14 protein-coding genes are annotated in these 15,032 nt (G+C 39.8%); 13 read left to right on the top strand and 1 reads right to left on the bottom strand.

The annotated features are described in order from the left end of the window. The first annotated feature begins 4 nt into the window (after positions 1-4). From KDU71_RS15260 to KDU71_RS15220, 9 genes are all read left to right on the top strand, one after another. Positions 5-1,186: an acetyl-CoA C-acetyltransferase gene (locus KDU71_RS15260; RefSeq protein ID WP_212191957.1), complete on the top strand. Its 1,182-nt coding sequence runs from the start codon at positions 5-7 to the stop codon at positions 1,184-1,186. 264 nt (positions 1,187-1,450) lie between these two features. Next, positions 1,451-2,839, top strand: coding sequence for a serine hydrolase (locus KDU71_RS15255; protein ID WP_212191956.1), 1,389 nt, complete (start codon positions 1,451-1,453; stop codon positions 2,837-2,839). 368 nt (positions 2,840-3,207) lie between these two features. Then, complete coding sequence (locus KDU71_RS15250; RefSeq protein ID WP_212191955.1) at positions 3,208-4,008, top strand: DUF5677 domain-containing protein; 801 nt, start codon at positions 3,208-3,210, stop codon at positions 4,006-4,008. 222 nt (positions 4,009-4,230) lie between these two features. Further along, positions 4,231-4,998: a hypothetical protein gene (locus tag KDU71_RS15245; RefSeq protein WP_212191954.1), complete on the top strand. Its 768-nt coding sequence runs from the start codon at positions 4,231-4,233 to the stop codon at positions 4,996-4,998. A 77-nt stretch (positions 4,999-5,075) separates the two neighbouring features. Next, a complete protein-coding gene (locus tag KDU71_RS15240; protein WP_212191953.1) occupies positions 5,076-6,374 on the top strand; it encodes a hypothetical protein in 1,299 nt (432 codons plus the stop codon). Between the two features lie 145 nt (positions 6,375-6,519). Then, on the top strand, positions 6,520-6,918 hold the full coding sequence (locus KDU71_RS15235) for a flotillin-like FloA family protein (RefSeq protein ID WP_212191952.1): 399 nt from the start codon (positions 6,520-6,522) through the stop codon (positions 6,916-6,918). A 56-nt stretch (positions 6,919-6,974) separates the two neighbouring features. Beyond that, a complete protein-coding gene (locus KDU71_RS15230; protein WP_212191951.1) occupies positions 6,975-7,697 on the top strand; it encodes a hypothetical protein in 723 nt (240 codons plus the stop codon). Between the two features lie 270 nt (positions 7,698-7,967). Then, positions 7,968-8,414 carry a hypothetical protein gene (locus KDU71_RS15225; RefSeq protein ID WP_212191950.1) on the top strand — a complete coding sequence of 149 codons (447 nt, stop codon included), beginning with the start codon at positions 7,968-7,970 and terminating at the stop codon, positions 8,412-8,414. Continuing rightward, complete coding sequence (locus tag KDU71_RS15220; RefSeq protein ID WP_212191949.1) at positions 8,404-8,787, top strand: hypothetical protein; 384 nt, start codon at positions 8,404-8,406, stop codon at positions 8,785-8,787. The genes KDU71_RS15225 and KDU71_RS15220 overlap by 11 nt, the downstream gene beginning before the upstream one ends. A gap of 47 nt (positions 8,788-8,834) precedes the next feature. Here KDU71_RS15220 and KDU71_RS15215 read toward each other — a convergent pair whose 3' ends face one another. Beyond that, on the bottom strand, positions 8,835-9,857 hold the full coding sequence (locus KDU71_RS15215) for a DUF4421 family protein (protein WP_212191948.1): 1,023 nt from the start codon (positions 9,855-9,857) through the stop codon (positions 8,835-8,837). Positions 9,858-10,158: 301 nt separating this feature from the next. Here KDU71_RS15215 and KDU71_RS15210 point away from each other — a divergent pair, with 301 nt between their 5' ends. The 4 genes from KDU71_RS15210 to KDU71_RS15195 all read left to right on the top strand — a co-directional run bounded on the left by KDU71_RS15210 (position 10,159) and on the right by KDU71_RS15195 (position 14,939). Continuing rightward, a complete protein-coding gene (locus tag KDU71_RS15210) occupies positions 10,159-11,418 on the top strand; it encodes a M28 family metallopeptidase (protein ID WP_212191947.1) in 1,260 nt (419 codons plus the stop codon). Between the two features lie 143 nt (positions 11,419-11,561). After that, complete coding sequence (locus KDU71_RS15205) at positions 11,562-12,143, top strand: RNA polymerase sigma factor (RefSeq protein WP_212191946.1); 582 nt, start codon at positions 11,562-11,564, stop codon at positions 12,141-12,143. Positions 12,144-12,243: 100 nt separating this feature from the next. Further along, positions 12,244-13,293 (top strand): FecR family protein, encoded by a 1,050-nt coding sequence (locus KDU71_RS15200; protein ID WP_212191945.1) that lies wholly within the window; start codon positions 12,244-12,246, stop codon positions 13,291-13,293. Between the two features lie 221 nt (positions 13,294-13,514). After that, on the top strand, positions 13,515-14,939 hold the full coding sequence (locus KDU71_RS15195; protein WP_212191944.1) for a DUF6242 domain-containing protein: 1,425 nt from the start codon (positions 13,515-13,517) through the stop codon (positions 14,937-14,939). The last annotated feature ends 93 nt before the right edge of the window (positions 14,940-15,032 follow it).

The raw sequence follows: 15,032 nt of genomic DNA, 5'->3' as shown, positions 1-15,032 counted from the left end.
AATCATGAAAGAAATCTATATCATTGACGCTGCCCGCACAGCTGTAGGAAATTTTGGCGGAACACTGGCTAATGTATCACCAGCTCAGATGGGTGCCACTGTTGTTAAATCACTTTTGGAACGTAACAAACTGGAAGGCAGCCAAGTGGATGAAGTAATTATGGGTAGCGTGCTGCAGGCCGGACACGGACAGAACGTAGCACGCCAGATTACTATGCAGGCTGGTATCCCTAAAGAAAAAACAGCTTTGACCATTAACATGGTATGTGGCTCGGGTCTTCGTACCGTTGCTTTAGCGGCTCAGGCAATCAAAGCAGGTGATGCTGAGCTAATTATTGCCGGTGGTGCCGAAAATATGTCACAAGCTCCTTACCTGCTGCCTAAAGCACGTACCGGTTACCGCATGGGTGATGGCACTTTGGTAGACTCAATGATTGCTGACGGCTTAACCGATGTGTTTAACAACTACCACATGGGTATTACCGCCGAAAATCTGGCCAATAAATACAATCTGACTCGTGAAGAGCAGGATGCCTTTGCTGCACATTCACAGAATAAGGCTGAACAGGCTATCAATACCAATCGCTTTGCCGACGAGATAGTGCCTATGGAGATTCCTCAGCGCAAAAAGGACCCAATCATCTTTGATAAGGATGAGTTTGTGCGCTTTGGCGTAACAGCTGACTCATTGGCTAAATTGCGCCCGGCCTTTACAAAAGAAGGCACTGTAACAGCTGCCAACGCTTCGGGCATTAACGATGGAGCAGCTGCCGTTATAGTGGCCAGCAAAGAAGCAGTTGAGAAATACGGATTGAAGCCAATGGCTAAAATCGTATCGTACGCCTGGCATGGTACCGAGCCTTCAATAATGGGTATCGGACCGGTTGAAGCTGTGCGCAAAGCATTAGACAAAGCACAGTGGAGCAAAGACGAACTGGAGCTGATTGAAGCCAATGAGGCCTTTGCTGCCCAGTCCCTGGCCGTTATGAAGGAGCTGGAATTGAATCCTGAGATCACCAACGTTAACGGTGGTGCTATCGCCATTGGACACCCCATTGGAGCAAGCGGTACCCGTATTTTAACAACACTGGTACACGAAATGAAGAAACGTGAAGTGAGCAAAGGTCTTGCAACGCTATGTATTGGTGGTGGCATGGGCATTGCCATGTGTGTGGAACGCATCTAAACCAAGTATATATATACGTCCTATTTATTAATTTAAACCTTTAGTCTATTGAGAAAGAGTCGGCCTGCCTGGGTCGGCTCTTTTTTCGCAAAAAGTTATAATCACTCATACACTGTTGAATCTTTGATATAACATATTAAACAGGCAATTAAAATTTTTTAATCTTTATTCGGTATATTAAGCGCGGAAATAAGTTATCCCTGTAAAAAAGTCTGGAAGAAAAGTCCAACAAATCTAAAACTCAAATATCAAAAGTCTCCTGATATGAATAAACATTCCCTTTACATCCTATTCCTGCTTGCAGCATTCGCCTGTGTTCAGTGCACGAAAATTTCAAAAAGTGAGGACAAAATAAGCCTACCTACTGAAGTAGTTGAAATAATTAAAAAAGGCATAACGCAAGGACTGACTCCAGGGATTGCAATGGCTCTAATTGATTCATCAGGGATTCATTATATGAACTTTGGCAAAACCACTTCTGATGGCACAGAAGTAAATGAGCATACCATTTACGAGATTGGATCCATCACAAAAGCGTTCACCGGAATACTTCTGGCTCAGCAAGTATTGGATGGTGATATACAACTAGACCAGGAAATCAGTGCCTTACTACCCAACAGACAAAAAATTCCGGTTGTAGACGATATTGAAATTACAGTTGGAAATCTTACAGATCATACATCCGGCCTTCCAAGGATGCCTTCTAACTTCAACCCCACCAATCCAAACAATCCTTTTGCAGACTATTCTGTTGAGCAGATGTATGAGTTTATCTCGAATTATCACCCAAAACACCCAGTCGGCTCTACTTATGAATATTCAAATATTGGTCAAGGATTGCTGGGGCATCTATTAGCATTGAACCAGAATACAACATACGAGGATTTAATGGTACAAACCATCGCTACCCCACTACAAATGGCGGATACCAGGATTGTTTTCACCTCGCGTATGAAAGAAAACCTGGCACCTGGGCATAGTAATGGAGAGGTGGTTGAAAATTGGGATTTACCAACACTTGCTGGTGCTGGTGCTATCAGGAGCTCAGCTGCTGACATGGCCAAGTTTATTTCTGCCAATTTAGGATATACGAATACACCACTTACTGAAGCGATGAGCTTATCTCACCAAATCAGACACAATAAAGCAGGTAATATGTCTGTGGCAATGGCGTGGCACGTCAAAAAAGATGAGAATCAGGATATAATCTGGCATAACGGCAGAACCGGAGGATATTGCTCTTTTGTTGGATTTAATAAGGAAACCGGCAAGGGCATTGTTCTGCTAACCAATTCTTCAACCTATGCTGATGACATTACCGAAATTGGCTTATATATAATGGATCCTGATGGTGGATTAACTGCCAGAAAATTTAAAAGCGATGCCATCATATTGCCTGAGTCGCTACTTAAACAATACCTTGGAGTTTATGAGCTACAACCCAACCTCAGATTAACTATCACTAAAGAGGGAACACAATTATATGGACAGGTTACCGGACAACAGCGATTTGAGATGTATGCAGAAAATGATTCCTCTTTTTTCTTGACTACTGTTAAAGCGCAAATCACTTTTCAACAAAAGAAAGGTGAAACGAACAACCTAATCCTCTATCAACTTGGACAAAAAATAACTGGCAAGAAAATAGAATAATAATGGAATGAGCAGCTATGGTTCAATAATTGGCATTAGTATCAACCATATCGTAAAACGCAATATAAAGAATTATACATGCGCGGCTCGTCTTTTCTTTCATCCACAAAACAGACTACACATAACACTGCTTATTAAACTAAAAATTCTATTTTAGTAGTGCTAATCGGAATAGCCGCCTCCCTGACCAGGGATAAATGTGAGCGATATGAGGCGGAAAGCGAGCAAGAATATAAGAATACATCGGCACCTTAGTACAGGTAGCGTAAGATTTAGAATTTGTATCGGGTATGATGTGGTGATATAAACTAGTTATGGGCAACTAATTAACGTAGCTCAGAAGAAACAATTGTTTTGAAAAATTAACCATGGAGACAATAACAAAGATTGAGTATATAAGGGAGCTAGACGATGAATTGTTTGAGATTTTTGAACAGACTAATTTTCTAATTTTAAACCAATTATCAAAAGGTGAAATTCCTAAGACTAGCGAGTTATTATTAATGTTCATGACAAGTTCTAACTTTATAAAAAACGCAATACTGGACTGTCTTGAAAATGATGATATTTATAGTGCAAACATACTTTTTCGCTCTTTAATTGAACACTTTCTAAGATTTAAATTCATCTGCTTTAAATATTTAAAAGAAAAATCAGACAAACAATCTGAGTATTACCTAACAATACTTGAAATTTCAGAACATTTAAGTTTTTCAAAATCTATTAATGCTGTAAATAAAATTAATGGAATAGATAATCAAACAATTAATGAAATGTGGTCTGAATTGTGCGAGAAGTTCCCTCACCTTAAGAAATATACGAAAAAAGAAATCGAAGAATTTTCAAGACAAATATCAATTAAGAATATTATTGCATACCTGACAGAAGTTTTAGAAAGTGAGGAAAAAAACGAACAATTATTATCAAAGATGATTATTGAGTATTCTGACCTATCCTCTTTCGTTCACGGTGGAGTTTTTGCTTTTAAAAGCTGTTACAAACTTAGCAATGACGAAGTGCGTCAGAAAGAATCTGAAAGAATAGCGGGTTTGACTTTTAGAATAAGTGGGGCAATTAAATCAATAAGTTATCTGATTTTCTACCAGTTTAATAAAGAATTTGGATCCTTGCTTTTACAAACTGAAGAAATCTTGAGAAAATATAAATAAAAGCCATAACACGCTAGTATAAAGCAATTGGCGTTTGTAAGTATTTGGTGGTTAAGTTGGGTAATCGAATACCGCCGAATCTTTGATTTGGCTTTAGAAATAAAAGTTAAAAACAAATACAACGTTTTGGCTTCGTGAAGTTCTAAAAAGTAATTTGGTTAATATTCACTTACGCTTCATCTAGCCACCGTTTCAAACATATAAAAATTGACGTATAATCTTATGAAACTGATTGATAAAATAGCATACATTTCATTTTGGGTTACTATTATATTCGATGTCTTTATGTTCTTTGGGATACCAATATTATTTATGAATATGCCCAATTTCATGGATTATGTGACTTACAAAAACGGATTAAACCCATTTAATATTACTTATACAATTTTGAATTATCTGGTTTTTTTTCACTGGGGATACTGCATCTGGTTTCTATTAAAATACGACCGTTATTCCAAGTCATTGATACCATTACTGTTTTTAAGTGTCATTTATTCGCCTTTTTATTTCTATCAAGTAAAAATTAAGAAAAGACCATTAAAGAATGAAATTAATAAACCTACTGAATCCCAAAGCGAAGATTATAGTATTACCTATTCTGAATTTATAGAATTAACGAGAGCCAATGTTATCAACGTGCTAAAGTTATGGGCTTCAAAAACAGACCAATTAGAATTGCAAAAGACAATACCCAGAGACGAAATAACAAGAGAACTATTTGATTACTGGTGTGACTATTCAATGGCAGATTCTGAAGTTATTAGAGAATCATTTAGTTCGAAAGAAATTGACTTTCTATCAGAATTTGACATGCAGATTAGCAACATAGAGAACAAGTATAAAGGAGTTTTTTTAGACATTGAAGAATTTCAAAAAACACCTGACTGGAACTCATTAAACAAATTAGCAAAAGACACCACAAATAAAATAACGAAAGAAAAAACAGTTGCAACACGCCGAAATAGGGCCCCCGCTGAGCGACGTTTGTGACTTCGTTCGAGATAGCAGTTAGTTTGTAACTAACAATGGCTTCGACTAATACGGCTCCCTTTATAAATCCCAAAACTATGAAAATATCCATTATCATCCTAACGTTAATCATCCTCTGTGGATGTAGCAGCAAGAAACAAAACACAGTGGTTTCTCAAAGCGATTGGAAACAAGCCACCTTAGCATTTAGTAAGCTAAATGAAGTTCTTAAAACTGAAAATGGTCAAACCTGGAACCACTCACTACAAGGGCCTTTAATGCTGGTAAACCGCGAGTCGAGAGTGATTATTGCCAATGAAAAGGATGACACCAATGAATTAAGCAAACAAGGCGCGTTGTATGTTGGTAAGCTGCCTGAGAATATTAACATTGCCAACACAGCCTTTGATTGGAATGGTAAGCAATGGACCATGGTGGCATTGCCGTTACCCGAAACAAATGCAGAACGTTTGAGCCTGCTGATTCACGAATCATTTCACAGGATTCAGCCCATAGTAGGTTTTGATTCAATTTATGAAGTGCCAAGTGTCCATTTGGATACAAAAGACGGACGCATCTATTTAAAACTTGAGATTGAAGCGCTTAAGAGAGCATTAAACACGAGCCATCCGGCTACGCACATTAAAAATGCTTTGCTGTTCAGGCAGTACCGTTACCAACTCTTTCCGGAAGCCCCAAAAGCAGAGAATTCATTAGAAATACTGGAAGGCCTGGCAGAATATACCGGCTCCATCCTGAGTCAAAGAAGCGATTCGGAACTAAAAGAACACTATACATCACAGATTGATTGGTTTTATACCTTACCTACCTTTGTTCGCTCGTTCGCCTATTTCACAACACCTGTATATGGCTATTTGATGCATCAAACAGATGAAGGCTGGAATCGGCAAATAACTAAAGACACCAATCTAAGTGAATATCTGTTTGCGTTTTTTGAAGTGCCACAACAGGTATTAACGAAGGAGGCCATCATGCAACTTGGCACTGATTATGGGATTGATTCAATCATTGACCTAGAAACACAACGGGAGATAAAAAAAGAACTACAAAAACGTAGTTATAGAACTACCTTTTTAAGTGATAGTGTGGTGGTGATAGGTCTGGAAAAGATGAGCATCGGATTTAATCCTTCCAACATTATGCCCCTGGATTCCCTGGGAACAGTTTACCCAAATCTGCGCATTACAGATAACTGGGGCATCCTGGAGGTGGATAGCTGTGGTGCTTTAGTGAGTCCTTCATGGGATAAAGTCACCATATCATATCCTGAGATAATAACGGATACTCTAATTGTTGGCCGCGGCTGGCGTTTAAAACTAAATGACGAGTGGAAACTGGACAAAGCAGACGTAAGATACAAAATGATAAAAGAGTAAGAATTTAACGTAATAAGCCTCAAAGCAAAAGTTCGTCACATATTAGCTAAAGATTTCAATAACAGGGCTATAAAATAAAGCTGTTCAATATTGAAATAATAAAGTAATCAATGGTGAATAAATAATGATTAATAAATAAGTAAAAATGAATACTACCCTCATAACCATACTGATTATAGTTGTACTTCTTTTCATCCTTTATTACGTACCTATTTTGCTTTTGTTTGTGGCACGATTATCCGGCGTAAAAATTAATCTGTTGACGCTAACTTTCATGCGTTTTAGAAACGTACCACCTGCATTAATCGTTAAGTCATTGATTGAATTCAACAAAGCTGGCTTAAAGAGCATCGATAGAAAGGTACTAGAAGCCCATTATCTGGCTGGTGGAAATATTGAGAATTTAGTTCATGGTATTATTATAGCCAATAAAGCGGGAAGAACGTTAACTGTGGAGAAGGCATGTAAGGATGACCTTGCCGGTATAGATTTAACGGAGGCATTTAATGAAGTAAAACATGCTGGCGATGATGAAGTGATCTAATAACCTAAGAGCGAAATAAATTACCTGTACTATAACAGCTTATTAACCCCTACCCCATGTCAATAGAAAGTTTTATCGAACAATGGCAGCCCATACTGGCCAACATTCCACAGGAAGAGATTAAAAAGCCCAAAATTCCTGTTAAGCACCTTTGTATTGAGGCCGAAGCACTGGCCGTTACCTGTCTTAAGGACAAAGAGCAGCTGGTAAAAGCAGGTCTTAACTGGCAACACGCCATGGACCTGAAGCCCTTGAGTGAGCTGCTGCGGCACTATCAGGCTCAATGGCAAAGCACAAGAGGCCAATCACCTCAAACAAAACAATGGCTCGCCATGAAACAGGAAGCTATCGCCTTAAAAAAAGAGTTGCTGCGCCACTACTATTATGCCTTTCATCACCATCCGGCTATTTTAAAACAGCTGAAGCCCATCAGCCACAGTAATAAAAACAACCAACTAAACATCCACCTGCTGGAACTGGCTAATATTGCTGATAAGCATGGCACGGTTCTGTCAGGCATTAACTTCGACACGAACCAAAGCACGAGAGCCCGGATGTTGGCGAACCAACTGACAGAACATCTGGCCAAAAACCACAATGCTTCCCCCTCGGGAAAAGACGCTTTACAATGGCGCAACAGAACCTATACCCTTTTATATGAGAAAATGACCGAGATTCGCACCTGTGGCAAATATGCCTTTTACCATAACAGCCGAAAACGCAAACTTTATATGTCCAGCTACTTTGCGAAGAGCAAAAAGAACGGAAGGCCCACGTAAATATGATATTTTTTAGAGCCTTCCCATATTTTCTATGGCCTTCCGGAAAAACACGATGCCCTTCCCGTATTTTCATCGTCCTGCTAAGAAAATAGCAGGGCCTTCCTGTATTTTCGATGTCCTTCCAGTAATTAATGGTTCCAACCGGCCTGCCGATGACCTTAATACCTGTTATACATCTTAACTAATTAGATTAAATGTTACCAACTTACGTTGTGTATCAGCCAGAATAGCCGTAAATTTTAATGGTATCATTTAATTATCTGCATCATGATTCAAAACATCACAAACAGCGTGCATGATAAATATGCTCCCTATTGGGCCGCTATTCTGGTCCTTTTGCTGATAGCAGGTCTTTCAACTCTTTGGTTTGACTTTGGTGACTTTGCAAGTGGATACCTGCTGGATATGGTGGGGCCGGCTTGGGTATATATTTTATTCCGGGGCTTATATACTAGCAAAGCGGATAATATATGGACACGCTTTTTCACCCCTGTCCGTACATTGATGATACTTATAACAGCCTGCTTTGGCATTGAATTCATGCAGTATTTAAACCTGTATAGCTCCACCTTTGACCTGTGGGACTTCCTTGCTTACTCAAGCGTACTTGTACCGCTATTTTTAATCGACACTCAACTTTTGCATAAAGTGTCAAAGATGACTCGCCCCAGGCAGACAGTTATTAACGCTACAACATCTAACTATGGTTCCTAGAATCAAAAAATCGCGTTTAGAAGGGATTCCGGCATGGGCGCTATCCTTGATGGTTGCCTTTGCCTCATGGCTATTTCTAATATTACTGTTCGACGAAACAGGGGCCCGGAACTTGTCATCACTTTACCTGTTATCTATTTCACTGCTGTTGGTGGTATTTTTTGCGGTGGCCTGCTTTTATATTTGTAAAACCTATCCCGGGAGCGTTTGGTATACACCTTTAATCTGCAACACCTTTATCATTACCTCATTTATCTTTGACATGCCATTCTGGACGCGCTCACAGCTGGTATGGATAATGCTTGGTATAGGTTTCTTGCTTTCGTTTGTGGGGGCCATAGCTGGTGCCAGCAAGGGAAAGATTCACGCATAGTAACTCCATATCAAATTACGATGGATAGCTCGTTCCCCCGACAAGGTTTACTTTCTAATTCGCCGAAAACTCTTCTCCAGGAAGTCAGGTGCTTCAAAGCGCATACCTATAAACAGGTGATAAAACACCCTTGTATCGAAATTATGAACAGTCGTATGTTCCTGCTTATACCTGGCACCCGACACATTGGTATATAAACCGGCATAAAAGCGGTCGCCGTTATAGCCAATGCCAGCTCTTCCATCCCAGCGCCATATAAAATTATCCTGCCAGGTGGTGACGGTGCCATCGGGTAAGCGGGTGAGCAGCTTAGTGTTTAAATAGCCAAAGGTGGTAAAACCTGCCAAAGACATGTAAAATTGCTCGTTTACCACAAAAGTATAGGCATAACCGGGCCCCATATTAGCCTCAACATTAGTTGATTTTTGTGTATTATATTGTGCCGAGCGATCATTAACTACCAGATAATTGAATGATAAAACGGGCATAAAACTGCCAACACTCTTCAACTGACGTTCCGTCTGTGTGGTCAGGCTCTTAAACGAGAACCTTGAATTGGAGAGGTAACCTGTCCGAACCACAAAGCTTTGATATTCCAAATCTGGAAATTGAATGTAAGGCTGCCCCTCGTGCCATAAAACAAAGTCAGCCGTATTCTTCAGGTAAAAGCCTTTAATCCGTGCATAAAGCAGTTCGGCAAACCAGTGTTTAAAGAGCAAACCAGTGCCTATTTCAAAAGACCTGGTATCGCCTTTTAAATCTCTATCACCATTACCTGGCAGGAAATCAGGGGCAAACTGAATCCCCAATGAGATGAATTCATAGTTCAGCTTAAGCCGCAGGTGATTGGGCGTATTGGGATAAAGGATGATATCATTGGTGGCGGTTTGCACCTTCAAAATGTTATAAGAATTATTGAAAGAGAACTCAAAGGCCACCTTATTGCTCATCTTTTCAATCCATCCATCTTCAACAATAACACGACTGGTATCGGTAGATTGGGAACAGAGCGGCAGGCCAACAGCAAACAGACAGACCAGTAAAATTGGTATTTTTATCAACAAAGACATGAAACACATTAATACTTAGAACAAAACAAACAGAAGGTAAAACGATTCGCTGTTGATTTCAAGCTTGCAGGCTAAAGATTACCTCAGTGAAACAAAAGATATGACCAGAAAGATGCTCCATAACCTCCATCATGCGGGCTATGTTAATTACCTCTATGCCCAGAAGGTAATGATACAATCAAAACCAATTCTGCCCAATACACGCGGAATTATATCTCTTTTCCTAACAATTGTTATTGAATAGTTCAAAAGCATGCTATTACTTTGCCGCCCGGCAAAACAAGTTAAAGTAAATCAAAAAATGAAACGAATAATTATTGGTGCATGGCTGCTCATGGCCTTGTCTTTTAGTGCAATGAGCCAAAGCATGCAACGTGTAAAAAAAGTGGTTGAAGAACTGAGTTCTCCGGCTTACTATGGAAGAGGCTATACCCATAAAGGCGATAGCCTGGCGGCTGATTATATTGCAAGATGCTTGACAAAGATGCGGATTAACCCTGTTGGTGATTCCTATTACCAGCATTTTCCAATGGATATAAATACCTATGTGGGTACTCCGGTCTTATCAATTGACGGCCATCAGTTACAAAATGGAATCGATTGGGTAGCATATCCCAACTCGCCAGGTGTTAAAGGTACCTACCCTTTACAATGGATCAACTCCAACATGCTTACCAGCAAGCAACAGCTCAATTCATTGCTGGCATCAGATCTCGAAAACACCTTCATCTGCTTCGATACAACTGTCACAGCCAATGAGCAACTGCATTACTTCGCCCGCAACCTGTTTACGTCCAAGCGGCTAATGGTAAAGGGTATTATCGACTGTGTTGAATCACCTAAATACTCAGCCCGTCGATATGTCAATGAGTACTGTACTTTACGTGTCAGGGAAGAGTGGCTAAAGCCATCAATCGATTCCATCACTATCGATTTGGAGAATCAGTTTATCCACGATTACCAGACTCAAAACGTTAGCGGCTTCATCCAGGGACAAACGGATACCTGCGTGGCGCTAATTGCCCATTACGATCACCTGGGTACATTTGGAGAAGCGGTTTATGCAGGTGCCAATGATAATGCCAGCGGGGTAGCCATGTTGCTCGAACTGGCCAGACACTTTAAGCAGCATCCTCCCCATTACAGCATTCAGCTTATCTTTTTTACTGCTGAAGAGGCCAGTTTTTACGGCTCAGAGTATTACGTGGCTAATCCGGTCTATCCACTTGAAAAAACCAAACTGGTTATTAACTTCGACATGGTGGCATCGGGCACTGACTGGACCGAGCTGATACATGCGGAGCTATACCCTTCGATTAAAAAGCAGTTTATTACCTTAAACACGGCAGGTGAATACATTGAACAACTAAAACCCACTGGCTACGAGGCCACTTCTGATCATTACCATTTTCATGATGCAGGTATCCCAGCGTTGTTCTTCTGGACAGCGGGCGGTAATGACTATTACCACGAGCCTTTAGATACGCCCGAAAAACTGGAATATCCAGTTTTTGAAGGCATCTATCAGCTGGTAGTTGATTTTATAGAACAGTATCGCTGATGCCAAAACCACACTAAATACTGAAGATAACAGGAAGGGATTTAAGTTTTTTGAATCCCTTTTCATTTGTCTTTCCGGATTATAATTTGAGGATAGCGCTTCTGGTTGATGACTAAAAATCATTATATTGCGCCCACTTAATCATGGAAAATTTCGGAAAACAATCGGACGATTTGCTCATCAGGCAAATATTGGATGATAGTCAGTATGCTTTTAATCAACTGTTTGATAAATACTATGACTATGCATTTGATGTGACTAGTCTTTACTGTAATTTTCAGGATGCTGAAGAAGTAATTAGTGATGTATTTGCTAAATTATGGACAAATCGGCAAACGCTGGAAGGCATATCTAATTTTAAGAGCTACCTGTTTATCTCGCTCAAAAATCAATGTCTCAACTACCTTCGCAAAAAGAAAATTGATACTCTCTCGATAGAAAATAGTTTTAATCAGATTGCAAACAGAGAAAATGATCCGCATTTTCAGATTGAAATAGATGAACTGACCGCTAAAGTGGAAGACGTGATAGCAGAATTACCACCTAAATGCAAGGAAGCTTTTCTGCTGGTTCGAGAAGAAGGATTAAAATACAAAGAAGCGGCCAAAAAATTATTTATCTCTGAAAACACTCTCGATGTACATCTCAAGAAGGCTACTAAACGGATTTTAGAGGTGATCAAAAATTATGGATTGAAGCTTTTAATACTTTTTTTACACCTCTAAAGAGCTATCTATAAGACTGAAAGAAATTTTTTTCAAAAAAACAATCAAACCAGTAACGGAACACTCAGCTTAATGAGTCTTTATAATCAGATAGAAGAAAATGACACTGAACAAAGCAAACATAGAACAACTAATCAGCCGAAAATTAGCCGGTGAACTGACGCCAGCCGAAACGCAACAGTTATTCGACTGGATTGCTGAAAGTGATGAAAATGCCATCGTCTATCGCCAGACAATACATATTCTGGGGCGCCAACAGAAGTTACTCAGAAAAAGCAGTGTATGGAATAAGGTGAAGGGTAAAACTACTATGACAAGGTCTTCATCCAATGCGTCGTTTACAATTGGAAAGCTCATCAGAGTCGCAGCTGTACTGGTGCTAATTGTTTTAATTCCGCTGGCACTTGGAAAACTTGGTGAAGATGAATTGGGCAATGGCTTTGTACATACGGTTAAAGGTAATGATGTTGTAACATCTTTTTACCTGCCTGATGGTAGTAAAGTGTTTCTGTCGAGAGGAAGTGAAATAAGCTATAATGATGGATATAGCCAGAGCAACCGTGAGTTGCTGCTCAATGGCAAAGCGTATATTGAAATCAATGATCAGGTCAATAATATGCCGGTTATTGTTAATGCAGGTAAACGATGTGCGATAGCAAGCAAGGGCAAACTGGCCGTGAATGGCAAAAATGATCAGTTTGATGTGGCTGTTGAAGAAGGCGAAGCAACCATTGTAGATACAGTGTACAAAAAGGTTATAATTCCAATGTTTAAATTAACGCCTGCCGCTAAAATTGGCGAGAAAAGTGCTACTCCTTTTGCCGAGAGCACCAAAGTATCAGGTGGGCAACGTGCCACCTATTCATCAGCTGATGAGGTAGCCAAAACGAAAGTAAACAGCTATTGCGAGGTGTTTAGTTGGAAAGATAAGGTATTTTGTTTCAGCAACCTGAAACAACATGAGTTAGCCTTTAAAATCTCGGAATGGTATGGTAAAAGTGTTGAATTTAAAGGGGAAATGAATCCTTATCAAAACTATTCGGGAAGTTTTGATAACCCCTCAGCAAAGGATTTAATAAATACAATTTTTAGCAATCAGGTTAAAGACATAAAGGAAACAAAGCGAAAGATTACAGTCATATTTTCATAAGTAACTAAATCTCAATAAATAATTCACCGCCTCCTATTGACTGGCCAACAGTAGGTGTTGATGAAGTAAATGATTAACAATGTTAGTCGTAATGGGATAAATGTATCCCTGCATGAAGTGAACAATCCGTAATTATTTAATGCTAACGGATGGTAATTGGCAGACAACAATCCCTTAATCACTCTGCTTATTACTTCCATAATTTATTAAAACTTAATTGTATGAAAACAAATCTTCTCAAATTTGTAATGGGATTCGTATTGCCTGTTGCCTTGGTGTTTACCGCATGCGAAGACGATGCACCAAAATCATCATTAACAGGATTAACAGCCTTTAGTTTCATGGCTGACAGTAACATTCCTGGACTCGAAAACATTGAATTTAATATTGATCAGACCAATTATACGATTACCAATGCCGATGAACTACCATACATGGCCGACGTATCGGCTTTGGTAGCTGAATTCGAAGCCATCGATAAAACCGTTGTGACCGTTGTTGGAAACGAACAGTTATCTGGTGTTACAGCCAACAACTTCAGTTCACCGGTAAACTATGTTGTAACAGCTGAAGATGGCGTTACACAAATTACTTACCAGGTAACCGTAAAGGTCTCACAAGTTAATCCGGAAGGTGTTAGTTGGGTAAAAGAAAATCCTGCTATTACTGACATGGGTTATAATGCCTCTCAAGCTATCTTTTATAAAGACAAGCACTTGGCTGTATTTAGTAACGGTGGTTATTCCAGTACATCAAAACTGTTTAAATCAGCCGACGGCAAAAGCTGGACAGAAATAACTCTGGACACAAACTTCCCGGGTGGAGCAAGCGGCGCCTACTATACATTTTCTGTATTTAATGACAAGCTTTACATTACAGGTTATGCTGCTATTGCAGATGGTGGCTGGGCTCCTGAGGATTTAGCCGAAGTTTGGGAAAGCACCGATGGCGAAACATTTACTAAACTAGAAAACGGCTATACCACTGCCGCTGTTACAACAGAGAACTTTGTTCATAACAATGCTCTATGGGTTGTAGGAGGTCAAACTACATTCTATGGCTCCATTTCAGGAACGAAAGGCGAAGGTTCTGATTTCTTCGGTCCGCAATCTTTATCGAATAAAGTGAGAACAAGCACAGACCTGACCACTTGGACAGAAACAGATCTTCCAGAAGAAGCGCCTCGCCGTTACGCTGCTAACATTGTGCACGAAGGTACCATGTTTATGATTGGCGGACAATTGCAGGGAGGTTACATATCAGGTGATGTTTGGAGCAGTACAGATGGAACAACATGGACAAAAAGTACACCAGTTGGCATAAGCCCTCGTATGGGAGCAGCAGCTATTTCATATGATGGTAAAATTTGGCTATTTGGCGGACAGACTGCTTTAGGCGTATGCTCTAACGAGGTATTGGTATCTACAGATGGTATCAACTGGACAACTCCTGATGAAGATGCATTACTGCCAGCTGAATTTACAGCCCGTGCCGGACACTCGGCTTACCTTGATGCAGACAACAAAGTATGGATTGTTGGTGGATACACATCAACTCCAACCACATCTGAAGGTGCCAGCGAGCCTGATGGAGAAACAATCACACAATTACTGGATGTTTGGAGTGGTAAATTAAATAAACTATAGCAGGTATGGAGTGCCTGGTTAGAATAGCAGGCACTCTTTACTTTATTAATTTTTTTGCATAACTAAACTAAAAAAATCATCTGCCTATCAAGC

It is taken from the genome of Carboxylicivirga sediminis (assembly GCF_018156225.1).
GTDB classification, from domain to species: domain Bacteria; phylum Bacteroidota; class Bacteroidia; order Bacteroidales; family Marinilabiliaceae; genus Carboxylicivirga; species Carboxylicivirga sediminis.
This window is presented reverse-complemented; position numbering and strand designations above follow the sequence as displayed.